Source organism: Bartonella sp. TP (assembly GCF_030406085.1).
In the GTDB taxonomy this organism is placed as follows: domain Bacteria; phylum Pseudomonadota; class Alphaproteobacteria; order Rhizobiales; family Rhizobiaceae; genus CALTWN01.
In genome coordinates, this window is sequence record NZ_CP129002.1 from 317,606 (window position 1) to 341,296 (window position 23,691).

General features: G+C 39.0%; 20 protein-coding genes. 9 read left to right on the forward strand and 11 right to left on the reverse strand.

The genetic code is table 11. From position 1 onward, the window contains the following. Positions 1 to 7 precede the first annotated feature (7 nt). Both QVL57_RS01635 and flhA read right to left on the reverse strand, forming a co-directional pair. Positions 8 to 796, reverse strand: coding sequence for a flagellar biosynthetic protein FliR (locus QVL57_RS01635; protein ID WP_290076961.1), 789 nt, complete (start codon positions 794 to 796; stop codon positions 8 to 10). After that, the gene (gene flhA, locus QVL57_RS01640) at positions 793 to 2,862 is read right to left on the reverse strand and encodes a flagellar biosynthesis protein FlhA (protein WP_290076963.1); all 2,070 of its coding nucleotides are present in this window, start codon (positions 2,860 to 2,862) and stop codon (positions 793 to 795) included. The genes QVL57_RS01635 and flhA overlap by 4 nt, the downstream gene beginning before the upstream one ends. A gap of 270 nt (positions 2,863 to 3,132) precedes the next feature. On the opposite strand from flhA, the gene QVL57_RS01645 reads away from it, so the two are divergent. Next, positions 3,133 to 3,495, forward strand: a complete 363-nt coding sequence (locus QVL57_RS01645; RefSeq protein WP_290076965.1) for a TIGR01244 family sulfur transferase — start codon at positions 3,133 to 3,135, stop codon at positions 3,493 to 3,495. Here QVL57_RS01645 and QVL57_RS01650 read toward each other — a convergent pair. Both QVL57_RS01650 and QVL57_RS01655 read right to left on the reverse strand, forming a co-directional pair. Further along, positions 3,492 to 4,478: a bifunctional riboflavin kinase/FAD synthetase gene (locus tag QVL57_RS01650; protein ID WP_290076966.1), complete on the reverse strand. Its 987-nt coding sequence runs from the start codon at positions 4,476 to 4,478 to the stop codon at positions 3,492 to 3,494. The genes QVL57_RS01645 and QVL57_RS01650 overlap by 4 nt on opposite strands. A gap of 25 nt (positions 4,479 to 4,503) precedes the next feature. After that, positions 4,504 to 5,349, reverse strand: a complete 846-nt coding sequence (locus tag QVL57_RS01655; protein WP_290076968.1) for a TIGR01459 family HAD-type hydrolase — start codon at positions 5,347 to 5,349, stop codon at positions 4,504 to 4,506. A gap of 95 nt (positions 5,350 to 5,444) precedes the next feature. Here QVL57_RS01655 and murJ point away from each other — a divergent pair, with 95 nt between their 5' ends. From murJ to fumC, 6 genes are all read left to right on the forward strand, one after another. Further along, positions 5,445 to 7,001 carry a murein biosynthesis integral membrane protein MurJ gene (gene murJ / locus QVL57_RS01660; protein WP_290076969.1) on the forward strand — a complete coding sequence of 519 codons (1,557 nt, stop codon included), beginning with the start codon at positions 5,445 to 5,447 and terminating at the stop codon, positions 6,999 to 7,001. A 7-nt stretch (positions 7,002 to 7,008) separates the two neighbouring features. After that, the gene (gene trpS, locus QVL57_RS01665; protein ID WP_290076971.1) at positions 7,009 to 8,070 is read left to right on the forward strand and encodes a tryptophan--tRNA ligase; all 1,062 of its coding nucleotides are present in this window, start codon (positions 7,009 to 7,011) and stop codon (positions 8,068 to 8,070) included. Positions 8,071 to 8,099: 29 nt separating this feature from the next. Then, complete coding sequence (locus QVL57_RS01670; protein WP_290076973.1) at positions 8,100 to 8,675, forward strand: NifU family protein; 576 nt, start codon at positions 8,100 to 8,102, stop codon at positions 8,673 to 8,675. A 160-nt stretch (positions 8,676 to 8,835) separates the two neighbouring features. Continuing rightward, complete coding sequence (gene groES / locus QVL57_RS01675; protein WP_290076975.1) at positions 8,836 to 9,132, forward strand: co-chaperone GroES; 297 nt, start codon at positions 8,836 to 8,838, stop codon at positions 9,130 to 9,132. A gap of 42 nt (positions 9,133 to 9,174) precedes the next feature. Continuing rightward, positions 9,175 to 10,818, forward strand: coding sequence for a chaperonin GroEL (gene groL / locus QVL57_RS01680; protein WP_290076977.1), 1,644 nt, complete (start codon positions 9,175 to 9,177; stop codon positions 10,816 to 10,818). A gap of 124 nt (positions 10,819 to 10,942) precedes the next feature. Continuing rightward, complete coding sequence (gene fumC, locus QVL57_RS01685; RefSeq protein WP_290076979.1) at positions 10,943 to 12,331, forward strand: class II fumarate hydratase; 1,389 nt, start codon at positions 10,943 to 10,945, stop codon at positions 12,329 to 12,331. A 4-nt stretch (positions 12,332 to 12,335) separates the two neighbouring features. Here the strand turns inward: fumC and QVL57_RS01690 are convergent, their stop codons facing one another. Further along, the gene (locus QVL57_RS01690; RefSeq protein ID WP_290076981.1) at positions 12,336 to 13,970 is read right to left on the reverse strand and encodes an alpha-D-glucose phosphate-specific phosphoglucomutase; all 1,635 of its coding nucleotides are present in this window, start codon (positions 13,968 to 13,970) and stop codon (positions 12,336 to 12,338) included. A 128-nt stretch (positions 13,971 to 14,098) separates the two neighbouring features. On the opposite strand from QVL57_RS01690, the gene QVL57_RS01695 reads away from it, so the two are divergent. Then, positions 14,099 to 14,626 (forward strand): peroxiredoxin, encoded by a 528-nt coding sequence (locus QVL57_RS01695; protein WP_290076982.1) that lies wholly within the window; start codon positions 14,099 to 14,101, stop codon positions 14,624 to 14,626. A gap of 27 nt (positions 14,627 to 14,653) precedes the next feature. On the opposite strand, the gene hisS is transcribed toward QVL57_RS01695, so the two are convergent. From hisS to QVL57_RS01720, 5 genes are all read right to left on the reverse strand, one after another. Continuing rightward, a complete protein-coding gene (hisS, locus tag QVL57_RS01700) occupies positions 14,654 to 16,144 on the reverse strand; it encodes a histidine--tRNA ligase (protein ID WP_290076984.1) in 1,491 nt (496 codons plus the stop codon). Positions 16,145 to 16,154: 10 nt separating this feature from the next. Further along, positions 16,155 to 17,444, reverse strand: coding sequence for an exodeoxyribonuclease VII large subunit (xseA, locus tag QVL57_RS01705; RefSeq protein WP_290076986.1), 1,290 nt, complete (start codon positions 17,442 to 17,444; stop codon positions 16,155 to 16,157). A 2-nt stretch (positions 17,445 to 17,446) separates the two neighbouring features. After that, the gene (locus QVL57_RS01710) at positions 17,447 to 18,811 is read right to left on the reverse strand and encodes a glutamate--cysteine ligase (protein ID WP_290076988.1); all 1,365 of its coding nucleotides are present in this window, start codon (positions 18,809 to 18,811) and stop codon (positions 17,447 to 17,449) included. Between the two features lie 69 nt (positions 18,812 to 18,880). Further along, entirely contained in the window at positions 18,881 to 19,618 is a 738-nt protein-coding gene (locus tag QVL57_RS01715; protein WP_290076989.1) for a 16S rRNA (uracil(1498)-N(3))-methyltransferase, read from the reverse strand. Next, positions 19,606 to 21,231: an AsmA family protein gene (locus tag QVL57_RS01720; RefSeq protein WP_354669857.1), complete on the reverse strand. Its 1,626-nt coding sequence runs from the start codon at positions 21,229 to 21,231 to the stop codon at positions 19,606 to 19,608. Before QVL57_RS01720 ends, QVL57_RS01715 begins: the two co-directional genes overlap by 13 nt. 55 nt (positions 21,232 to 21,286) lie before the next feature. On the opposite strand from QVL57_RS01720, the gene QVL57_RS01725 reads away from it, so the two are divergent. Beyond that, positions 21,287 to 22,192, forward strand: coding sequence for a tetrahydrofolate dehydrogenase/cyclohydrolase catalytic domain-containing protein (locus QVL57_RS01725; RefSeq protein WP_290076993.1), 906 nt, complete (start codon positions 21,287 to 21,289; stop codon positions 22,190 to 22,192). 15 nt (positions 22,193 to 22,207) lie between these two features. Here the strand turns inward: QVL57_RS01725 and QVL57_RS01730 are convergent, their stop codons facing one another. Further along, positions 22,208 to 23,620: a glutamine synthetase family protein gene (locus QVL57_RS01730; protein WP_290076995.1), complete on the reverse strand. Its 1,413-nt coding sequence runs from the start codon at positions 23,618 to 23,620 to the stop codon at positions 22,208 to 22,210. Positions 23,621 to 23,691 lie beyond the last annotated feature (71 nt).

Genomic DNA, 23,691 nt, shown 5'->3' on the forward strand with positions numbered 1-23,691 from the left:
CTCTACCCTAAAACCGGTTGGTGATCCATCTATTTAGTTCTAAGCCCAGATATTCCATAAGCTGTGGCAACATGAAATACAGCAAAAACAACCCGCCAAACATAACAGCAGAAGTAGAAATAAAATAAATAGGAATAAGAGGAGTTAATTTATTAACCAACCCCACAGCAAAATTAACTACAATACCATATACTATAAAAGGAGAGCTTATTCTAGCCAGAGATAAAAAAGCTGTAGCTAAAGCCTCCCGATAGTCTATTAGAGCTGCTTGTGGCTGCGGTATTAACGTTGGCTTTATAGATTGATAAGACAAAAGCAAACCCCGCAAAACTAACATATGCATATCGCTTATAAAAAAAAGTATCAAAAGAAAAAGCGATAAAAGATTTGCAAAAGCCCCTTCTGAGCCAACATCCAAAATGCCTGGCGAAGGCTGTCCGGTATAGCCTAAAGCGCTTGCAATAGTCGTGGCCATAAACTGCAGTGCCCAAAAAAACATATGCGCAGTTAACCCCAAAACGGCGCCGACCAAACTCTCAGAGGCGATAAAAGCAAGTAAATAAAGTGTTGGCGGTTGGTCAACAAGCTTGTTAAAATCCGGCTGAACTATCGGCATAATAGCCACACTAAAGGCGAGGGCCAAAAATAACCGCACATTCACAGGAACCCGCGCCGAAGACATGCCCGGCATACACATAAAGCAAGCCCCAACCCTTGAGAAAACAAGTAAAGCAAATATCACCGTCTTTTCAAGCGGCAAATTTCCGATAAGGCTAGCTAGCGAAGCAAGGTTCAAGAAATGGATCCTATATTATTCAGCTCAACACCACGCGCTATTTCATTATGCGACAGAACCGAAAGCGAAGAAAATAGCCGCTCCATTATCATCCTTATATAAGGGCGCATGTCACTTGATGTTACTAACACAAACTCTTCCCTATTGTCTAGATGCTGGCGTATCACTTTATTTGCATCTGCACTAAAAGTTTCTAAAATCCTTGGATCTATATCAAATTCAACAATATCGCCTTTTTGATCGCGCTTAAGAGCCTCATGAAACACCGACTCCCAATGAGCCCCCAAACGCAACACATTCAATGCTCCACTAGGAGCTAAATCCCCACAAATTTGCTGCGAAATACGTATTCTCACATGCTCAACTATCTGATTTGGCGTGCGCAAATGTGGCGCTACCTCTGCAATAGCTTCTAATATCAGATTTAAATTACGAATAGAAACCCGCTCAGCCAATAGCAATTTTAAGACAGACTGCAAGCCAGAATAAGAAAGATTAGCAGGGCAAATATCGTCTAATAATTTACGATATTCAGGATCTAACTGATCTAGCAACATACGCATATCTTTATAAGAAAGTAGTTGCGCCAAGTTATTTCGTATAACCTCGCTTAAATGCGTTAATAATACAGATAAATTATCAACCACCATATAGCCATCACGCACTAGCTCTGTTCGAAAAGCCTCTGCAGTACAAAAAGCGCGCATACCAAAAGCAGGCTCTGTTACTTCTTCGCCAGGAACAGAAGGCATCTTGCGATTACCCAACATTACCAGCACCTCACCAATACGCATTTGATACTCGGCAATAACAGTACCATAAAGTTTTATGCGATAAGATTTTGGCGGATTAGAGAAATCATCGCTTATATGAATCTCCGGAACAATAAAACCATACTCCTTGGCAAATTTTCGCCGCATATTGGCCATACGCGTTGCCAATTCATTTTGTTGCAGCAATAAACGACTAGCCAATTGTTTGCCAAAAGAAATCTGTAATGTAGGCACTTCCAACGAAGATTTTAGCGAAAGTTTTTCTTCTTTTTGCGCCATATGCTCCTCATGAGCTTGCTGCGCCTGACGCTCAGCCTCTTCACGCTGCAATCGACGAGGTATTATATAAGCAGTACAAGCCATCAATACAGATAAAAACCAAAAGGGGGTTTTTGGCAATCCAGGCATAGCGCCCAAAACAAAAAGCAACACTGCTGCTACATATAAAGCTTTAGGATAGCCACCCAATTGGCTAAGCACGGCTTTTTCTGTTGTGCCCTGTACTCCGCCTTTAGAAACCAGAAGACCAGCAGCTAAGGAAACGATAAGCGCAGGCATTTGCGTAACCAGCCCATCCCCAACAGATAATTTAGTAAATACATTAGCTGCTTGTCCAACATCCATGCCATGGCGTGTAACGCCAATCACAATACCGCCAAAAATATTAACAGAGGTGATAATAAGGCCAGCAACAGCATCACCGCGCACAAATTTAGACGCACCATCCATAGCTCCGAAAAAAGCGCTTTCAGACTCCAGCTCTTTACGCCGATCTTGCGCATCTTTCTCGTTTATTAAACCAGACGACAAATCAGCATCTATAGCCATTTGCTTGCCCGGTATGGCGTCTAATGTAAACCTAGCGGCGACTTCTGCAATACGCGTTGCACCTTTAGTAATAACAACAAAATTTATTATTATAAGTATACAGAAAACAACCAGGCCGATTACAAAGTCACCGCCCATAACAAATTGGGAAAAGCCATGTATAACATTGCCAGCGGCGGTTGTGCCCTCATTACCATGCGACAAAATAACCCTGGTAGTTGCTATATTCAAGGATAATCGCAGCATAGTAACAATAAGCAAGACGGTAGGAAAAGCAGAAAAATCCAAAGGTTTTTGTATCCACAAAGACACCATCAAAATTAACACAGCAAGCGCAACAGAAAAGGATAGCCCTATATCCAAAACGATAGCTGGCACTGGCATAAACAATACCGTTAAAATAATAACAATACCCAGCGCAAAACCAATATCACCGCCAGAAAAGCCAGTTTTAGCTTTTTCCATATCGTTTAGTTACCTCTTAATAGAACACAAGTAAAAAAACATACTAATCTACCAAGCTTGCCTGAAAATAACGGCAACTGAATACAAATAAATTAAATGTTACATATTGTAATATTTTGCAAAACATGTTACATTTTAAACAATTAAGAAAAGGACTATGTCATGACAGAGCTAACTAAAAGCGCATTATTCTACTCTACCATTATAATAAGTGCATATATTGTTATAGCAACAACTATAGCAATTTCCCTATAAGATACTGCTAAACTTATGAGTACTAATTTTAAAGCCGAAGAATATTCACCGCAAATATATGTAGGCAAACAAATCAATGAAAATGATGTAGAATCTCTAGCGCAAGCAGGCTTCAAGACCATATTATGCAACCGACCTGACGGCGAAGAACTAGGACAAACAAATTTTACTGAAATAGAAAAAGCAGCAGCAAAGCTTAACATTAAAACCGCTTATTTACCAGTTACAATGAATAACCTGACCTTACAAACGGCAGAAAAAATGGCAGAGATATTAACGGCTGCCGAAAAGCCTGTTTATGCCTATTGCCGCTCTGGCGGAAGGGTAAAAAAACTATGCGATATAGCCGCAAACAACTTAGATAATAAATTTAGTTAAAAACATAATTTAGCATCTAAAACCGAAATCGGTTTAGCTATTTTTAAAACCGCTTGCGCCCTCCTTACATCAAAAGATATTTGCTTGACCATGCTACTTAAATCGGCAAACTTTTTTTCTGGCCTTAAATATTCAAAAAAACTAACAGCAACATATTCACCATAAATCTCTTCCGCGAAATCGAATAAATAAGTTTCTAGCAAAACCTGCCCAGCCTCAGTTACTGTAGGCCTTCTGCCAAAACTAGCCACACCATCTAATACAATACCATTTGCTCGCTTGAGCTTTACTGCATATATACCATGTGCCAAAACTATATGAGGCGGCAAAGACATATTAATAGTCGGAAACCCTAGCTCCCTACCCAATTTTGCACCATGAATCACTACCGATTCTACTGTATAATGATAACCCAATAATTCTGCAGCTTCCCTAGCTTGACCACACTGCAATAAGCAGCGTATGTAACTCGATGAGATAATTTTACCATTGTCAGCCGCTTGTATGTCAACTGATATAGCTTCAAATTTCTGATGTTGCATAGCATATGATTTTAAACTATGCGATGACCCAGCACGATTTTTACCAAAATAAAAATCCTTGCCAGTAATTATAGCACGCGCTGCCAGGTTATTTACTAGAATCTTGTCTATAAAATCCATTGGCTCTGTCTGAACAAAAGCTTGAGAAAATTCTTGTTCAACAACTGCGTTAAAGCCTAAAAGCTCTAGAATTTTATATTTTTGCTGATTATTTGTTAACCGAAATAATGATGAATCTATAGCAAAAAAACTCCTAGGGTGAGGCTCAAAAGTCAACACCAGGGCCGGACAATTATATTCGCGCGCTTTATGCAAAGCTTGCCCCAATAAATATTGATGCCCACGATGCACACCGTCAAAATTACCAATAGCTACTACAGCACCACGTAAGCTAGTCGTTAAATTTTTACTAGTATTTAAGATAATAAAATGAGACAGCATTTTTAGCTTATAACTTTCAACAAAATTATTTTAAAGAAAACATATAAGCTAAAGGCTCTAGCGCATTGGACTTCAAGAATTGTTTAAATAACGCTTCACTAAACGCATTATTTAACATAAAATTCTCGCGATCTACTCCGGCAAGGACATAAAGACTATCTATACCAAAGGCCAAAGCTCCCTTTATATCTGTCAATAGACCATCACCTATTGCTAAAATTTCTGATTTTTTTATCTTTCTACCCAGCGAAGCAGCGCGCTTATAAGCTAAATCGTAAATAGCGCTATGCGGTTTACCTGCTATAAAACAACGGCCGCCCAATAAACTATATTCCCGAGCCAAAGCGCCTGCACAATAAAGCAATTGATTGCCTCGCCATACCTGCAAATCCGGATTAGCACAAATAAAAGGTAAATTCCTCGAGCGTGCACGTTGAAGAATCATATGATAATCCTCTATCTTATCATGCTCTGCATCAAATAACCCCGTACATAAAACTCCATCTGCCTCTTCCAATTCAACTATTTCATTACTTAACCCGTCTAAAATATGTAATTCCTGATCCGTTCCTATGTAACACAAGCGCCTAGGTCCATCCTCTATCAATTCTCGAGTTGCATCGCCAGAGCTAACTATAAAATCATAGGCCTCTTCTGGCACGCCAATATTTTTAAGCTGAGCAGCTACCTCAGATGCCAATCTTGGTGAGTTAGTAACCAAAATCACAGTAATAGATTTTTTGCGTAATTGTACCAATAAATTAACCGCCTGCACATCTATTTTAACACCATTATGCACAACTCCCCAAATATCGCAAAACAATGTCTTATAAGGGGTAATGATATCTAAAAGGCTCTCTATTTTTTCCATCAGCAAAATCCGCTTATCAAAAGTCACATTGATTTTATAAATATAATACTTATAATGCAATAAGCTATTATTAATTCTTAAACACTGCGCTATAAATGGAACTTTTTAAAAAATTTGCAACGGTTGCTAGCGGCACAGCCGCAAGCCGCCTATTTGGTTTCTTACGCGAAATGTTAATGGCAGTTTCTCTTGGTACAGGCCCAACAGCCGACGCATTTAACGCAGCCTTTCGCTTTCCCAACAGCTTTCGTCGTTTATTCGCAGAAGGTGCATTATCTTCAGCATTTATTCCACTTTTTACTAAAGATATAGAAGAAAAAGGCTTGGATCAAGCCCGAGATTTCGCAGCACAAGTTTTTGGCGTGTTATTCACTACCTTATTGCTAATAACTATCATTGCCCAAATCTCAATGCCACTGCTGGTACGCTATATAATCGCACCAGGATTTGAACAAGGCAGCACCAAATACTACATGACTATCCGATTTGCTCTAATCATGTTCCCATACTTAAGCTGCATGTCGCTAACGGCTATAATTAGCGGCATGCTGAATTCACTGCATCGTTATTTCGCTGCCTCCATAGCACCGATATTCTTAAATTTTATTTTAATTTTAGTACTTATATATAGCTATTATTACCATTTAGATTATTGGACTACAGGGCTTGCGCTTTCTAAAGGCGTAATGTGTGCTGGCCTTATACAGCTTGCATTAGTATATAGCGCTGCTCTCAAAGCGGGCATCAAGCTCAAAATCAAGCCGCCACATTTTACCCCCAAAATTCGTAAATTACTAACCTTGGCCTTTCCTGCTGCTATTAGCGGCGGCATAACACAAATCAATTTATTAATAAACACCAGCATAGCCTCTGGAGATAGCGGCGCAATTTCTACGTTAGCATATGCAGACAGACTGTATCAATTACCGCTTGGTATTATTGGCATTAGTGTAGCTACAGTATTGTTACCAGAGCTTTCTTCAGCACAAAGATCAAAAATTGAACAAAAAAGCCAAGAGCTACAAAATAGAGCTATAGAATTCACACTGTTTTTAGCTCTTCCAGCCGCTATGGCACTGTTAATAATGGCACAACCAATTGTCCGATTATTATTAGAACATGGAAATTTTGGCGTTAGCTCTACCATAAAAGTAGCAGGAGTACTAACAATTTATGGGCTTGGCCTACCAGCTTTTATACTTATTAAAGCTTTGGTCCCCAACTACTTTGCTAGGCACGATACTAAAACTCCACTGTCTTTTGCTGCTATATCGGTTGCAATCAATATTTTCTTGGCCTTAACTTTGTTTCCATATTTTTCTGCTCGTGGAATAGCTATCGCAGAAATTTTTACAGCATGGGTAAATTGCGCTTTACTATTTTTTGGCCTAAAAAAACGCAAATATTTCATAGCCGATGGGCTAATAGCAAAACGCCTCTACAAATTTATAATTGCTGCAGGGATTATGGGGCTATTTTTACTATTAGCACAATATTATTTCAGCTTTGCTCTATCTAGTCAAAGTACAAACTTCTTACGCATCTTAACAAACCTTGCCATTATAATACTAGCTATGCTAATCTATCTTCTGGTAACGATAATGCTTAAGGCGATCGATATAAATATATTAAAGAACAAATTGCGCAGGTAATTTTATAATGCAACATCATTCAGAGCGTATATTTTCAGCCGTACAAGCAAGCGGTGATCTACATCTTGGCAATTATTTAGGCGCCATTAAACAGTGGGTAGATCTGCAACAAAACTATGATTGCACTTACTGTGCAGTAGATATGCATGCTTTAACCGTAAACCCTGCACCGCAAGATCTCATAGACTCCACGCGCAACGCAGTGGCAGCATTTTTAGCCTGCGGTATAGATGCAAAACAGCATATAGTATTCAACCAATCTCGCGTGCCACAGCATAGCGAATTGTGCTGGATCTTTAACTGTATTGCTAGAGTCGGCTGGTTAAATCGCATGACGCAATTTAAAGACAAAGCGGGCAAAGATCGCGAGAAGGCTTCCCTCGGACTTTATGTATACCCAAGCTTAATGGCTGCAGATATATTATTATATAAAGCAACTATAGTACCTGTCGGCACAGATCAAAAACAACATATAGAACTCACCCGTGATATCGCTAAAAAATTTAACGCCGATTATGAGCAACGCTTAATAGATTTAAATTATGGGCAAGCAGAATTGATTAATGGCGAAGCTAAGCAGATATATTTCAAGCTTCCGACAGCACTTATCTCAAGCAACGCACCACGGATAATGTCGCTAAAAGATGGCACAAAAAAAATGTCTAAGTCGGACCCCTCTCCTTTATCACGCATAAATCTAAAGGACAGTGCTGACGACATCGCTTTAAAAATACGTAAAGCAAAAACAGATACCCTGCCTATACCAGAAAATATCGCCGAGCTAGAATTAAGGCCAGAGGCAAATAATTTAATCGGCATATATGCAGCTTTTATTAACGAAAAAAAAGAAGAGGTGCTACAGCAATTTGCTGGCCAGCCGTTCAGCACATTCAAAGCAAGTCTAACCGAACTTGCCACTGAAAAGCTTGGCAAAATTTCCTGCGAATTACATAAACTGGCAAAGGATCCAGGCTATATAGATAATATATTACATAACGGTGCCGAAAGAGCGCAAAATATAGCAGAAAAAAATCTAAAAGAGATAAAGGAAATAGTTGGTTTTATCTAGACATTAACTAAGTAAAAGAAAGTATTGCAATGTTTATACAAACGCAAGAAACACCTAACCCAAATACATTAAAATTTTTTCCTGGTCGCTTAATTTCTAAAGACAAAATAGTAGAATATAAAACAGAGGAAGAAGCAAAAACTTCATCACCATTAGCTGCTCAATTATTTAATATCCAGGGTGTTAGCTCCATATTATTTGCAACAGACTTTATAGCCATTAGCAAAAGCAATTGCGAGTGGAAGCACATAAAGCCTGCGATATTAGCAGTTATTTTGGAATATTTTCTTAGTAACGAAAATGTATATGCAGAAAACCAAGCTGCCCCTGCAGCTATTTCAGCCAACAATGATGAAGAATTTTTTGAAGAAAAAGACAAAGAAATAGTAAACTGCATAAAAGAATTACTAGCCAGCCATATAAGGGACGCAGTAGCCAGAGATGGTGGAGATATTACTTTTCGTGGATACCGAGACGGAACAGTATATCTAAAAATGCATGGAGCTTGCTCTGGCTGCCCTTCGGCCAGTGCCACTCTTAAACAAGGTGTGGAAAATTTACTAAAGCATTTTATACCGCAACTCAAGCAGGTCCAACAGGTGTAAAAAAGCCGTTTAATTTTTTATGCGCTCTTGAAAAAAAGAAAACCAATTTTTATCTATAAGTTAATATTAGCGACTATAAAAACACGCTAATAGAAATCAAGGTTTTGTAATCACAAGCCTTAATTATTGAGCTTAATTTAAACCTACGAGAGTTCAAAAAATGACAAATAGTAATTTCCGTCCCTTACATGATCGCGTCGTAGTACGCCGTATAGAGTCAGAAGAAAAGACAGCTGGTGGCATAATAATTCCAGACACAGCTAAAGAAAAACCTCAAGAAGGTCTTGTAGTGGCCGTGGGCAATGGCGCCAGAGATGATGGCGGCAAAATAGTGGCGCTAGAAGTAAAAGCAGGCGACCGTGTGCTTTTCGGCAAATGGTCCGGTACAGAAGTAAAACTTAATGGCGAAGATCTTCTTATCATGAAAGAATCTGACATCATGGGCATAATTGGCTAAATTATAGCTTTTTTGTGTATTTTAAATTTAAGGAGAATATAAATGGCTGCTAAAGAAGTCAAATTTGGGCGTGAAGCTCGTGAACGTATGTTACGCGGTGTGGATTTATTGGCAAATGCTGTAAAGGTAACATTGGGACCAAAAGGTCGTAACGTAGTGCTTGACAAATCTTTCGGTGCACCGCGTATCACAAAAGATGGTGTGTCGGTGGCAAAAGAAATCGAACTTGAAGATAAGTTCGAAAATATGGGCGCACAGATGTTGCGCGAAGTAGCATCAAAAACCAATGATGTTGCAGGTGACGGCACAACAACAGCCACAGTACTTGGCCAAGCCATAGTACAAGAAGGCGCAAAAGCTGTTGCAGCTGGCATGAATCCTATGGATGTTAAACGCGGTATTGACGCTGCTGTTAACGAAGTAGTACATGATCTTTTAAAGAAAGCAAAAAAAATCAAAACTTCGGCAGAAGTCGCTCAAGTAGGCACAATATCTGCCAATGGCGAAGCTGAGATCGGTGAAATGATCGCAAAAGCCATGGAAAAAGTTGGCAATGAAGGGGTTATAACTGTAGAAGAAGCTAAAACGGCTGAAACAGAATTAGAAGTAGTAGAAGGTATGCAATTTGACCGCGGCTACCTTTCCCCTTATTTTGTAACCAATGCTGAAAAAATGGTTGCAGATTTGGATGATCCATATATCCTAATACACGAAAAGAAGCTTTCTAACCTACAAGCACTTTTGCCAGTATTAGAAGCTGTAGTACAATCTGGCAAGCCACTTTTGATTATAGCAGAAGATGTTGAAGGCGAAGCTTTGGCAACTTTGGTAGTTAACAAATTGCGTGGCGGATTAAAAATTGCTGCAGTAAAAGCACCTGGTTTCGGTGATCGCCGCAAAGCTATGCTAGAAGATATCGCTATTTTGACCTCGGGACAAATGATTAGCGAAGATCTAGGCATAAAACTAGAAAACGTAACCTTGAATATGCTAGGTCGCGCTAAAAAAGTTACCATAAATAAAGAAAACACTACAATAGTAGATGGAGCTGGCGAAAAAGCAAACATTCAAGCTCGTGTAAATCAAATCAAAGGTCAAATCGAAGAAACTACCTCTGAGTATGACCGTGAAAAACTACAAGAACGCTTAGCAAAACTCAGCGGCGGTGTGGCAGTAATTCGCGTCGGTGGCTCAACAGAAGTTGAAGTTAAAGAAAAGAAAGACCGTGTGGATGATGCATTAAACGCTACCAGAGCAGCCGTAGAAGAAGGCATTGTTCCTGGCGGCGGCACAGCATTACTTCGCGCTGCTTCGCAAATTAAAGTAAAGGGAGCGAATAGCGACCAAGAGGCTGGTGTTAACATCGTAAGGCGCGCTTTACAAGCCCCAGCAAGACAAATTGCTGCTAATGCTGGTGAAGAAGCGTCAGTAATTGTGGGTGATATTTTAAAGAATTCCGATGACAATTACGGCTATGACACAGCGAACAGCAAATTCGGCGACATGATAGCCTTGGGTATAGTAGACCCGGTAAAAGTGGTACGCTCTGCTTTGCAAAACGCGGCTTCAGTAGCTGGCTTATTAATAACTACCGAAGCAATGGTAGCCGAGCTGCCTAAGAAAGAAACACCAATGCCAGCAATGCCAGGTGGTGGTATGGGCGGCATGGGCGGCATGGATTTCTAAGCCTTTCCAATATTATATAAAAATCTGGGCCCACAGCTTTGTGGGCCTTTTTAGTTTTGCTTGCTTATAATTTAGTTATAATGTAATATCCGCGTGTAATTTTTCTTTTATAGGAAGTGTAAAAATGACTAAAGCCCGCATAGAATCTGACAGTTTTGGTAACATAGAAGTAGATGCTGCCCATTATTGGGGAGCACAAACTGAAAGATCGCGCAATAATTTTAAAATTGGCCACGAAAAACAACCTATGCCCTTAATATATGCTTTAGCAATTGTCAAAAAAGCAGCAGCAAAAGTAAATATGCAGCTAGGAAAGTTAAACGCACAAATAGGCCAAAAGATTATAGAAGCTGCCTCAGAAATCATCGATGGTAAACTAGATACAGAATTTCCACTTTCCGTATGGCAAACAGGTTCTGGCACGCAGAGCAACATGAATGTGAATGAAGTTATAGCAAACAGAGCCATAGAATTGTTAGGCGGAGAATTAGGCTCAAAAAGCCCCGTACATCCAAATGATCATGTAAATATGGGCCAATCATCGAACGATACTTTCCCAACAGCAATGCATATAGCAGTTGCCATAGAAACAACTAAACAAATTTTGCCTTCTCTAGATTATTTAATAACAGCATTAAAAGCTAAAGAAGCTATCTTTAACGACATAATAAAAATCGGTCGGACACACACACAAGACGCAACACCTATTACCTTAGGACAAGAATTTTCTGGCTATAGAGCTGCATTAGAAAATAATAAGACAAGAATTAAGGAATCCTTAGCTGACATATTAAAATTGGCGCAAGGCGGTACAGCCGTGGGCACCGGATTAAACAGTACCATAGGCTTTGATGTTAGTTTTGCCAAAGAAGTAAGCGACCTTACTGGTATAAATTTTAAAACCAATGAAAATAAATTTGAGGCTTTGGCCTCTCACGGCGCGCTTGCCCATTTTCATGGTAGCTTGACCGCTTTGGCAACAGATTTATTTAAAATTGCAAACGACATACGTTTTTTGGGCTCGGGGCCACGCTCTGGCTTGGGCGAGCTTAATTTGCCAGCGAATGAACCAGGGTCTTCAATAATGCCAGGGAAGGTTAACCCTACACAATGTGAAGCACTTACAATGGTAGCAACACAAGTATTTGGCAATAATAGTACTATTACCTTCGCAGCAAGCCAGGGACATTTTGAATTAAATGTCTATAAACCGGTAATAGCCTATAATGTGTTGCAATCTATAAACATATTAAGCGATGCTATGCGCTCTTTCGCTGATCATTGTGTAAAAGACATTACAGCAAATGAAAAGCGCATAAACGAACTTATGGAGCAATCCCTAATGTTGGTTACTGCCCTGGCACCAGCTATAGGCTATGATAAAGCCGCAAAAATTGCAAAAACAGCACATGAAAATGGCACAACATTACGCGAAGAAGCAATACAAGCTGGCGTAAGCGAGCAAGATTATAGCAAATTAGTAAATCCTAAAGCAATGATTAGTCCACATTAAGCAGCTAAACAATTAAGTCTGGCTTATCTTTATCCAAAAGGGCTTTTATTTTTGCTAGCTTTTCTGCTATCCGTAGAAATGGTCTCAAAACATCTTGCGTGCCCAATTGCAAGCACGCGAGATCCGTTTCATAGTGCTCTATGTATAAACGCAACACAGCCCCGCTTGTACCAGTACCGGATAAACGGTAGATTATCCGCTGCCCTGTTGCTAAAATAATACGAATCCCCTGCTTATCGGCACAGCTCTTGTCCTGCTCATCATAATAAGAAAAATCATCAGCAGCTACTATCGTGACCTCTTCTATTTGTTGATTCATTAATTGCGGCAACCGAGTACGCAATTCTGCCATAAAAAACTCGGCCTTAAGCTTATCCAAGCCTTCATAATCATACCGCGCATAATAATGTCTACCATAATTATGCCAATGTTCTAGAACTAGCTGATTTACAGATTTTTTTGTAGCCGCAACAATATGCAGCCAAAAAAGAATAGCCCAAATACCATCTTTTTCTCTTACATGAAAAGAACCAGCCCCAAAGCTTTCTTCGCCACAAAAAGCGATTTTTTTGGCATCTAATAGATTACCAAAAAATTTCCACCCAGTAGGCGTTTCATATAACGGAATACCTAACTTATTAGCGACTATATCCACAGCTTGACTTGTTGGCATAGAGCGAGCGATTCCGTATAAACTAGCCTTATAATAATTTATTAAATTGGCATGATGCAGCAAAATCGCCAAGCTATCTGATGGACTCACATATTGCCCGCGGCCCAAGATTAAGTTGCGATCACCGTCACCATCACATGCGCCGCCTAAATCGTAACCAACTTTTGCAGTAATAAAATCATTAAAAAAACTACCAAGATTTTGTGGCGTTGGATCTGGATGGCCACCGCCAAAATCTTCTAAAACCTGGGCATTTTTTATATTGCCCAATGGAACACCTAATCTTCTATGAAAAATTTCTATAGCATATTCCCCGCTAACAGCATGCATGGCGTTAAAATGGAAATCTAGCCCCTTAGAAATAGCATTTGCTATAAGCTCAAAATCAAAAATCTGCTCCATCAACTCTGCATAATCTTTTACAGAATCTATAATTTCTATATTCATATCGCCAAGAAAAAAATTACCCGGAGTTGTTAAATCTATCTCTGGTAAGTCACATATTTTATAGCGAGTAATTATTTTACTTATAGAAAAAATTTTATCCGTTACACTTTGCGGAGCCGCGCTACCGGTTTCTATATTATATTTAATACCGAAATCGGCATCTTTTCCACCCGGATTATGGCTAGCCGACAAAATTATTCCGCCTTTAGCCTTGCATTTACGTATAAGATACGACGCAGCAGGTGTAGAAAGATAGCCCTTTTTACCTACTATAAGGCCAGAGCAGCCATTTGCTGCAGCCATTTTTAGGATAGTTTGAATAGCTTGGGCATTAAAAAATCGACCATCGCCTCCCAAGACCAATATTTGCCCCTTTATCCCGCCTATAGCGTCAAAAATAGCCTGTATATAATTCTCTAGATAATTCTTTTGCTGAAAAATCTTTACTTTTTTACGCAAGCCAGAGGTACCAGGTTGTTGGTCCGTATAAGGCTTAGTTATCATTGTTTTAGCTGTCATTTAATAAATTATCTCGTCCAAATTACCCAACCTTATTATATCTAGGGCGTTAACACAAATACATAAATATTGACCTACAATATTTTTTTAGCTAACATCCATGTGCAGACATTATAAGGAATCAAATCATGTTGAACAACAAAATACCTTCTGTAATCTTTCATACTAGAGTACGTGATGAGGCTGTTGGTGGCCCAAATCCATATAGATGGCAAGACGTAACCTCCGATGAATATTTTAAAGGTAAAAAAGTAGTGCTATTTTCGTTGCCTGGAGCATTTACACCTACTTGCTCTACTTATCAATTACCAGATTTCGAAAAGCTCGCCCCAGAGTTCAAAGCCCTCGGTATCGAAGAAATCTATTGCTTAGCCGTAAACGATGCATTTGTTATGAATGCTTGGGGAAAGCAACAAAATTTGCAACATATTAAATTACTTCCTGACGGCAGCGGAGAATTTACTCGCAAAATGGGCATGCTAGTAGCTAAGGACAATGTTGGATTCGGCATGCGCTCATGGCGCTACGCCGCTATAGTCAATGATGGCACCATTGAACATTTATTTGTAGAGCCAGGTTTTGCAGACAATTGCAAAGACGACCCATATGGCGAATCTTCACCGCAAAATATTCTTAAATATCTACAAAGCAAATAAAATTAACAACAAAAGCTATTCAATAAATTATTGGATAGCTTTACTTTCATAACGACTCAAAATATCCATAACGGTTACTACAACATCTGACAAGCCAACGGTGATTTGTGCAGCTCTGGTTTCGCGCCATAATTGATTTGTTTCTATAGTTTTTGCCAAACGAGCACCCTCTATCAGATCTTTAATCTGCACATTGTTTTCTTGCCGCTCTCTTTCGCCCTGAATAATAACGCATGGGGCATTTTTACGATCTGCATATTTCATTTGCGCTTTCATGCCAGCAGAACCAGCATATATATCACAAGCTATGCCATGAGCTCGCAAACCGGCAGCGATAGATTGATAGCTAGATAAAGCCTCAGTGTCTTTGTCCATTTTTAAAATAACAACAGGCCCGATCTTACGCGTAGCCAGCTCACCGTTTAACCCCAGACTAGACAAAGCAAATGCCAACCGCGAAACACCAATGGAAAATCCAGTCGCAGGTACCGATATATCGCGAAAACGCGAAATCAAGCCATCATAACGGCCACCACCAGCTATTGCACCAAACACTATTTTTTGTTGATTGCTATTTGTTATATCACTAAGCAACTGCGCTTCGAATACTGGACCTGTATAATATTCTAAACCCCTTACAATCGAGGGATCGATTTTAATACGATCATTATATCCAGCTGCTATGAATAATTTATGCATCAATCTTAACTCTACTAAGCCCGACTGCCCTAGACTATTATTTGCTATTATTTGCTCCATAGCGTCCAAATTCTCTTCGCATGAATTAGCTGTATTAAGCTGCAAAAAGCTTAAAATTTTTCGAATAGCTTCATCGCTTAATTCAGCACCTTTAGTAAAATCACCACTTTCGTCAAGACGCCCTTTACCCAAAAGCAAAGCAACGCCATCTAACCCAAATTTATCCAATTTATCTATAGAGCGTAAAACTCTTAATCTTTTCTCGGCAGCCTGTTGAGGCAAGCCAATTATCTCTAGCAAAGCATCCAGAATTTTTCTATTATTAACTCTGACCAGATAATTTTTTATGCCAATACCTAGTTTGCTCAACACATCTGCAGCCATCATGCACATTTGCGCGTCTGAGCTTACACATGGTGCACCTACTATATCTGCATCGAATTGTAAAAATTCACGAAAACGCCCAGGACCCGCTTTTTCATTACGAAAAACAGGGCCATATCTATAAGTTTTATAAGGTTTTGTTATAGTGTCAAAATTTTCAGCTACATGGCGAGCTAATGGCGCTGTTAAATCATAGCGCAGCGAAAGCCATTGCTCATCATCATCTTGCAAGGAAAAAACACCAGCATTGGGGCGATCGTCATCAGGTAAAAACTTACCCAAAGCAGAGCTATATTCAAAAAAAGGTGTTTGTAAAGGCTCAAAACCATATAGCTCATAGGTCTGAGCAATGATATTATTTATCTTAGCAATCTGACGGATATATGCAGAGTCTTGGTCAATAAAACCACGCGGCAACATCGCTTTAGTTTCCATAAATCACCCCTTAGCTCTTCTTATTTTCCAATGCTGGTGCGACAATGTTAACAGTATTATCTATAAAGCGCAATTGCATTTTCTGATCAAAAACTACATCTTTGGCTCGGCAAATTGGCCGTTTATCTTGTCCGGTGACTAAAGCAAAGCCCCGCTGCAAAACATTTTGATAAGATAAATTGCTTAAAACACGCGTACGCAATTTTAACTGCTCTGAGGAATGTTTTATAAATCTTAGCAATAAACTTAGCTGATATCTTTGTGCATAGAGGGTAAATTTTGCTGATTTTTTTTGCAATTTACGCTCATAAGTATAAACAAGCAGCCGAGATTTTTCAACAAAACGTTGCCAAAATGCTCGAAGAATTTCTTCTAAACTCGGCATTGCCCTAGTTAATGCACTATAATCATTTTGCATAATTTTAAGATTACGGATTATCGCCTTGCCTAATCTATGTTGTTTATTTTCTAAGCTAAGCAGCAAATCTCTCTTTACCGGCACAGCCATTTCTGCCGCAGCGCTAGGTGTAGGAGCGCGTTTATCGGCTACAAGATCTAGCAATGTATAATCCGTCTCGTGTCCTATAGCTGATATCAATGGAATTTTACTTTCAAAAGCCGCACGCACTACAGCTTCTTCATTAAAGCCCCACAAATCTTCAATACTGCCGCCACCGCGAGCAATAATAATTACATCCGGTTTATTAACGAAATCAGGTAAGGCATTAAACCCAGCAATAGCCTCAGCAACGTCTTTTGCACAATTAACACCCTGGACTGTAACTGGCCACAAAATAATATTGCAAGCAAAGCGGTCTTCAATACGATGAATTATATCGCGAATAACCGACCCGCTCGCCGATGTTATTACACCTATTGTCTGAGGTATAAATGGTAAGACTTTCTTGTGCTCTAGCGCAAATAAACCTTCTTGCAAAAGTTGCTTTTTGCGTTTTTCAAATAGCTCCATTAAAGAGCCTACTCCAGCAGGCTTTATGGAAGTTATAACAAAATTATATTTTGAAGACGGAGCATAAGCAGAAATATTGCCAAAGGCGACAACTTCCATACCTTCTTCTAAGTTAAATTTAAGGCTAGAAAAAACCGTTTTCCAAATCACGGCGTCTATTTTAGCAGAGTTATCTTTTAAAGAAAAATAAACATGGCCCGAGCTATATTGTCCACGATAACCAGAAATTTCTCCCCGCACACAGATATTGCTAAAACTACCTTGCAATAGCTGTTTAATAGCTAGTGAAAGTTCTGAAACGCTATATTCTAAATCTAATGTTTGCTGCATCTCTAAAAGCTATATGTATTAAATACAGGCAGCACCGAATGATTCCACTTAGTATTATAGCTATCTAACAATTCCTGTGCTGTAGTCCGGCCGCTTTGCGCAATGGCGTACAAAATATCTAAAAAACATGCCTCACTCCGCTGCAATTGTAACCAGGGCTGATTTTGGCGGCTATCTAACGTTTTACTGGCTAGCGGCAAAACCTCCAGCGCTATATCTTGTAAATGATATTTACGAAATTTAGTTTGCAGCCCATATTTAGGTGCCTCATCACGCATAAGCTGCACTTCTTGAAAGCTCCAATCATGCGTAAGCTGCTCTAGGGCATCCATGGTTTCCTCGCCATATAAAAGACCTACCCAAAATGCAGATAAAGCACATATTTTATCCGGCAAGCCGCCATCTGCTCCACGCATTTCTATATATCTTTTTAAACGAACCTCTGGGAATGCTGTTGAAAGATGATTAATAAAATCCCCCACAGTAGCTTGGTAAGTTTGATAGCCATTTTTTAAAAATTCGCGAAAAGTTAAATGCGTACAATCAATATAATGGCCCTCACGTACAATGAAATACATGTTTATATCTAGTACCCAATCTATATAATCTGCATAACCAAAATCTGGGCTCCAAACAAAAGGTAATAAACCAGATCTGTAATTATCTGTATAACGCCATATGTTTGAGCGCCAAGATAAATATCCGTTGGGTGCACCCTCTGTAAATGGCGAGGCTGCAAACAAAGCTGTAGCAAGAGGTTGCAATTTCATACCGAGCTGCATTTTTCTACGCATGTCTGCTTCGCTCTCAAAATCAAGATTCACTTGTATCGTGGCAGTGCGATACATCATATCTAAGCCTTGTGAGCCAATTTTTGGCATATAATTCTTCATTATAGCATAGCGAGATTTAGGCATCTGTGCTGTTTGTTCAAGCGACAACAGTGGGCTGGCACCTATGCCCAAAAATCTAATTCCCAAAGGCTCTGCTATATCTTTTACAACATTCAAATGCTCAGTTAATTCAGCTTGCGTGGCAAAAATATCCGTTAAGGGCGCACCGGAAAGTTCAAATTGTCCACCTGGTTCTAAGGAAATAGCTGCCCCATGCGGGCTAGTTAGACCAATCAAATTATCTTGGTCTATTATAGGGGCCCATCCTAGTTGCTGCTGCATTTGATGTAAAATTTGCGATATCGATTTTGGTCCAACATATGGCACACTACTATTATCTGCCAAGAAAAATGGTATTTTTTCATGCTCTGTACCAATACGCCAGTCAGATTTAGGTTTTTCGCCTTCTTTCAAATATTGCGCAAGAAGCTCTAAATTTTCTATAGGACTATCATTAACTATATCACGAGCCATCAGCAAACATCTTTATCTTGAGTTAAACTAGAAAAACTATATAATAAAAATTACACTACTGTCTATAGTTTATTTTTCTTGCACAACAGCATTTACAAGAGCCAAAGCCGCTACTGCGGCAGTATCCGCACGCAATATGTTAGGGCCAAGAGATATAGCGCTAGCAAACTTAACTTCATGTAGCATCGCTCTTTCCTGCATGCTAAATCCCCCCTCTGGACCAATTAATACAGCGAGATTCTTAGCCTTATCATAAATTTCGGTTAAGATAGCCAACCGATTGAAAGAAACCGCCTTTTCATCACAAAAAACTAAATGATAATTAACATCCCATGTCTCTATTAAATCCTCAAAACTACAAATGGGGCTAATTTCTGGCAAATATACAACTCCACATTGCTCAGCAGCCTCTATAGCATTCGCGGTTAATCGCTCATAGTTTAACTTATTCAATTGTGTATATTCAGTTTTTACAGGACATATTGTACCAACTCCCATTTCTACCGCTTTTTGTATCATATAATCCAAACGCAATTGTTTTATTGGAGCAAAATAATAGCGCAAAGTTGGTAGCGGCTCCGGGGGCCTAATAAAACAAAAAATTTTAGCATGCAAGTGTTTTTTTATCAAATGTAATGACGCAATAAATTCGCCATATTTACCGTTAAAGATAACTATCTCACTGTTTTCGCCTAGCCGTAAAACATGCAGCAAATAATGGGCTTGCGCTACTGGCAAACCTATCATAGCATCTATTGTTAAGTTAGCATTATTATAGATTCTTGGTCGCTTTTTTACTTTACACATAATTGAGTTGCTGCATATATTGATAAAATTGCTTGCAATTTTTTGTCTAAATAGTTATCAGGCAATTTTGAACCAGGAATATACCTAAAATGCTCAATTTTTGCTGTCTTCAATAAGATAAATTCTGAACCCGGCCCAGGATTAGTACAAATTTTGCCCTTTATTAAAAAACTATCATTAGCTTGTGCTTTAACTTTAACCGCGCTAAAATCTATTTTTTTGCTGTCCAAGGCTAAAATTACATGGTCAACACGCTCTAACGAGGGAGTAAAAAATGCACGAAATTTTAAATTACTAAATTTATATTTTTCCTTTTTGTCATAGCTTATCATCTGCTCGGTTTGAGCTAGAATTTTTTTCTCATCAGCAAGCATCGGTATAGCATAACCCTCTAAATAACCTGTATCAGCATTAATATTTGCCGTAGCAGACATATTCGAAAAAATAACACCCAATAAATCATCTGTTTGTTTAGCATCTATAACAGATTTTGCCTGAAAATTCACTGCACCCTGAGCATTAATCACTAAGCCAGAGCTTACTTTTGCTATAGGTGCCAAATCTAGCTTGGCACTACTAAGGGTTGTTTCGATTGTTGCTTTTTGTCCAACTTTATAAGCTTTAATATTTCCAGCAATGCGGCCATATTGGCTTTCGCCATTGCCTATAGTTAAAAGCAAATTTTTTATTCCTGCTTGCAAAGTAACAGCTAAATTTTTTACTTCTAAAACTTTATATTTTGCGCTAGCGGCCGATAAACGTAAATCCAGATTCACAAGCTCTTTGTTATGCCCAATGGCTATTATGTAATTAGTCCATAATTTTTGTATAAAATTTTGCAAATCCAATTGCTCAATAGCTAAAGAACCAGTGATTGTAGGGTTGGCCAACAAAGCTACCTGCAGCGCACCATGTAATTTAAATTTATCAAGCAAAAATAACAAATCAGGAAGATCTATATTTTTACCCCTATTAACATCGATATGAGTATTTAAGCGCAAAGCTTGCCCAAAAAATTTTGCCTGCGCTTCGATATAGGGCTTCTGTTGTAACCCGCCAAAAGTAATATGTGCCATAATATCACCAAGATTCTCACAACGCCCATTTTCAATAGTTAGAGTAGTAAGCGATTTGCGCATAATCCCATCAGGACCAAAGATTTTTTTGGCAGCCAAAATTATATCATATACTGGCTGGCTTAGAAAAAATTGCGGCTTAACGACCTTAATATTTGAAAATTCTAATTTGCCCTGCAAGGCTTTTATTAACGAAAGGTCAATATCTATTTGCTCGGCACGCATTAACGGCGCCAATCCCGCAGAACGCGGCGTAGTTAATACTATCGAATACAAACTGGCTTTGAATTGCGGAAAAAAAGCAATATGTGCGGACTGATGCAATTGCACATTATAGCCAGTTTTAGCGCTAAGAACCTCGGCCAAATGCTTACGAATACTATCTGTAGAGAAAAAATACGTAAAATAAACCAGGCTTGCAGCCAAGAGCATAAGCAAAAAGCAAAAAATGCAAAAAGCATATTTAATTATTTGACGCATAAGGATGAGGTGCTTTTTTACATTGCTATTATAGAAAAATATACTTATTCTTAGCATAAATTACCGCTAAATTAAATAGCTAGCACAAGTTTATTATACTAAGGAAGGCTGTATGGCAGAGCTCATTGACGGAAAAAAACAAGCGCAAAAAATAATTGATAATATTGCTAACTATAAAAAAATCTTATTCCAGGAAACTCAGTGCATCCCCAGCTTAGCGGTTATATTAATAGGAAATGACAAAGCAAGCAACAGCTATATAAATGCTAAAAAGAAAAGAGCCGAAGAATGCGGCTTTATAGTAACCATACATAGATTTGAAAATAATATAACCCAGCAAAAACTAATAAGCTTTATTCAAAACTTAAATAATAACCCCAAAATCAATGCAATATTAGTGCAACTTCCGCTACCATCCGCGCTAGACACACAGCAAATATGCCAAGCAATATCGCCACTTAAAGATGTAGACGGCTTCAATTATGTTAATACGGGACATTTATGGTATAATGGCCTTAAAAACTATGCCCATAATTCAGCGCTTTTGCCATGTACACCTATTGGTATTATGCAGTTGATACAAGCAATTCATGGACAAGATCTAAGCCAAATGAATGCTGTTATCATAGGCCGTTCAAATATCGTTGGCAAACCAATAGCGGCCTTACTGCTAACAGCTAACGCTACTATTACCATCGCACATAGTAAAACAAAAAACCTAGAACAGCTATGCCGTAACGCAGATATTTTAGTTGCCGCGGCGGGCCGCCCAAAACTCATAGGCAAGAATCATATAAAACCAGGCGCTACTATAATCGATGTTGGTATAAATAAAAGTAAAAATAACAAATTAGTAGGCGATGTTGATTTTGAGGCCGTTTTAAATCTAGCTAAATTTATTACCCCAGTGCCAGGTGGCGTAGGCCCAATGACCATAGCAATGCTAATGTATAACACTTTAAAAGCAAGCTGCCTACAAAATAACTATACAATTTTTGACTTAAACAGTGCAAACTAGTCTAAAAAGCTTATCTTAGACATTCAGCAAAAGATACTCGCGCTCCCATGGGCTTATCACCTCCATGAAAGTTTTGAACTCTTGTTGTTTAATAGCAGCATAGGTATTAATAAATTTATGCCCCAGCATTTCACGCAATGCGCTATCTTTTTGAAACAAACTAACCGCCTCGATCAAGCCGCGTGGCAATTCAATATCTGCAATAGTAGAGCTCTTTGAGACAGGGTTTTGCGGTAAAATCTTCTCTCTTATACCTATTAAACCACAAGCTAGGGAACCAGCCAAAGCTAAATAAGGATTTGCATCAGAAGAAGGAATGCGATTTTCTACGCGGCGATTTTGCGCGCTAGCACCTGGTACGCGAAAAGCCGAGGTACGGTTATCATAACCCCAACGTAAATTTACTGGCGCAGAAGCACCAGGAATCAACCGACGATAAGAATTAACATAAGGAGCCATCATTACCAAAGCATTGGCCATATGCTTTTGCATACCACCTATAAAATATCTTAGCATAGGACTTTCTGTGCCATCTGCATTTGAAAACAGATTCTGGCCATTTGCTAAATCTATAACGGATTGATGTATGTGCATAGCCGAACCGGGCTGGCCCTGTATAGGTTTTGCCATAAAAGTAGCATATACATTATGTTTTAAGGCCGCTTCTCTAATTGTACGCTTAAACATAAATACTTGATCGGCCAAATCTATAGGATCGCCGTGACGCAAATTAATCTCAAATTGCCCAGCGCCTTCTTCATGTATAAGCGTGTCGATTTTAAGCCCTTGCGCTTCTGAAAAATGATAAATATCGTCGATCAACTCGTCAAATTCATTAACGCCAGCGATAGAATAGCCCTGCCCACCACCTATAGCACGGCCAGAGCGCCCAACTGGTGGAGTTAACTGATAATCTGGGTCTGGATTCTTATTTACTAAATAAAACTCTATTTCTGGCGCAACTACAGGCTTATATCCATATTTAGCATATTCAGCAACGACTCGGCGCAAGACATTACGCGGGGTATAAGTTACATAAGACCCGTCTTGCTCTATTAAATCGCAAATAAGCTGAGCCGTAGGGTCATCCTCCCAAGGTACAATGCACAAGGTACTGCAATCTGGTACCAATTTTAAATCCCCGTCGCTTTCTGGGTAAGTAAATATATCGCTATTATTTGGATAATCACCAGAAATGGTAGACATGAACACACTAGATGGCAAAGCTAGCGAAGTTTCAGAAATAAATTTTTTTGAAGGCATCATCTTGCCACGCGCAACACCAGACTGATCAGGCGTAATGCATTCTATATCTTCTACATTGCGGTAGGCTAACCAATTAGCTATTTGCTCAAAAGAACTAACGCCTCTGTCGGCCTTGATATATTCTGGTAACGGCTTAGCCGTAGATATTTTACGCTTTGGCATATTTTCAGAGAATTTTCATTTTCATATTTATATGTTAACTTATATATTATAAGATAACAAGAAGACAACTA

Coding starts and splice junctions, on each gene's coding strand:
- fumC (WP_290076979.1), top strand. CDS start 10,943: ATGACTAAAGCCCGCATAGAATCTGACAGTTTTGGTAACATAGAAGTA.
- xseA (WP_290076986.1), bottom strand. CDS start 17,444: ATGCAGCAAACATTAGATTTAGAATATAGCGTTTCAGAACTTTCACTA.
- QVL57_RS01690 (WP_290076981.1), bottom strand. CDS start 13,970: ATGACAGCTAAAACAATGATAACTAAGCCTTATACGGACCAACAACCT.
- QVL57_RS01720 (WP_354669857.1), bottom strand. CDS start 21,231: ATGCTAAGAATAAGTATATTTTTCTATAATAGCAATGTAAAAAAGCAC.
- QVL57_RS01655 (WP_290076968.1), bottom strand. CDS start 5,349: ATGGAAAAAATAGAGAGCCTTTTAGATATCATTACCCCTTATAAGACA.
- QVL57_RS01715 (WP_290076989.1), bottom strand. CDS start 19,618: ATGTGTAAAGTAAAAAAGCGACCAAGAATCTATAATAATGCTAACTTA.
- groL (WP_290076977.1), top strand. CDS start 9,175: ATGGCTGCTAAAGAAGTCAAATTTGGGCGTGAAGCTCGTGAACGTATG.
- QVL57_RS01670 (WP_290076973.1), top strand. CDS start 8,100: ATGTTTATACAAACGCAAGAAACACCTAACCCAAATACATTAAAATTT.
- groES (WP_290076975.1), top strand. CDS start 8,836: ATGACAAATAGTAATTTCCGTCCCTTACATGATCGCGTCGTAGTACGC.
- QVL57_RS01730 (WP_290076995.1), bottom strand. CDS start 23,620: ATGCCAAAGCGTAAAATATCTACGGCTAAGCCGTTACCAGAATATATC.
- QVL57_RS01695 (WP_290076982.1), top strand. CDS start 14,099: ATGTTGAACAACAAAATACCTTCTGTAATCTTTCATACTAGAGTACGT.
- flhA (WP_290076963.1), bottom strand. CDS start 2,862: ATGGAAAAAGCTAAAACTGGCTTTTCTGGCGGTGATATTGGTTTTGCG.
- murJ (WP_290076969.1), top strand. CDS start 5,445: ATGGAACTTTTTAAAAAATTTGCAACGGTTGCTAGCGGCACAGCCGCA.
- trpS (WP_290076971.1), top strand. CDS start 7,009: ATGCAACATCATTCAGAGCGTATATTTTCAGCCGTACAAGCAAGCGGT.
- QVL57_RS01710 (WP_290076988.1), bottom strand. CDS start 18,811: ATGGCTCGTGATATAGTTAATGATAGTCCTATAGAAAATTTAGAGCTT.
- QVL57_RS01645 (WP_290076965.1), top strand. CDS start 3,133: ATGAGTACTAATTTTAAAGCCGAAGAATATTCACCGCAAATATATGTA.
- hisS (WP_290076984.1), bottom strand. CDS start 16,144: ATGGAAACTAAAGCGATGTTGCCGCGTGGTTTTATTGACCAAGACTCT.
- QVL57_RS01650 (WP_290076966.1), bottom strand. CDS start 4,478: ATGCTGTCTCATTTTATTATCTTAAATACTAGTAAAAATTTAACGACT.
- QVL57_RS01725 (WP_290076993.1), top strand. CDS start 21,287: ATGGCAGAGCTCATTGACGGAAAAAAACAAGCGCAAAAAATAATTGAT.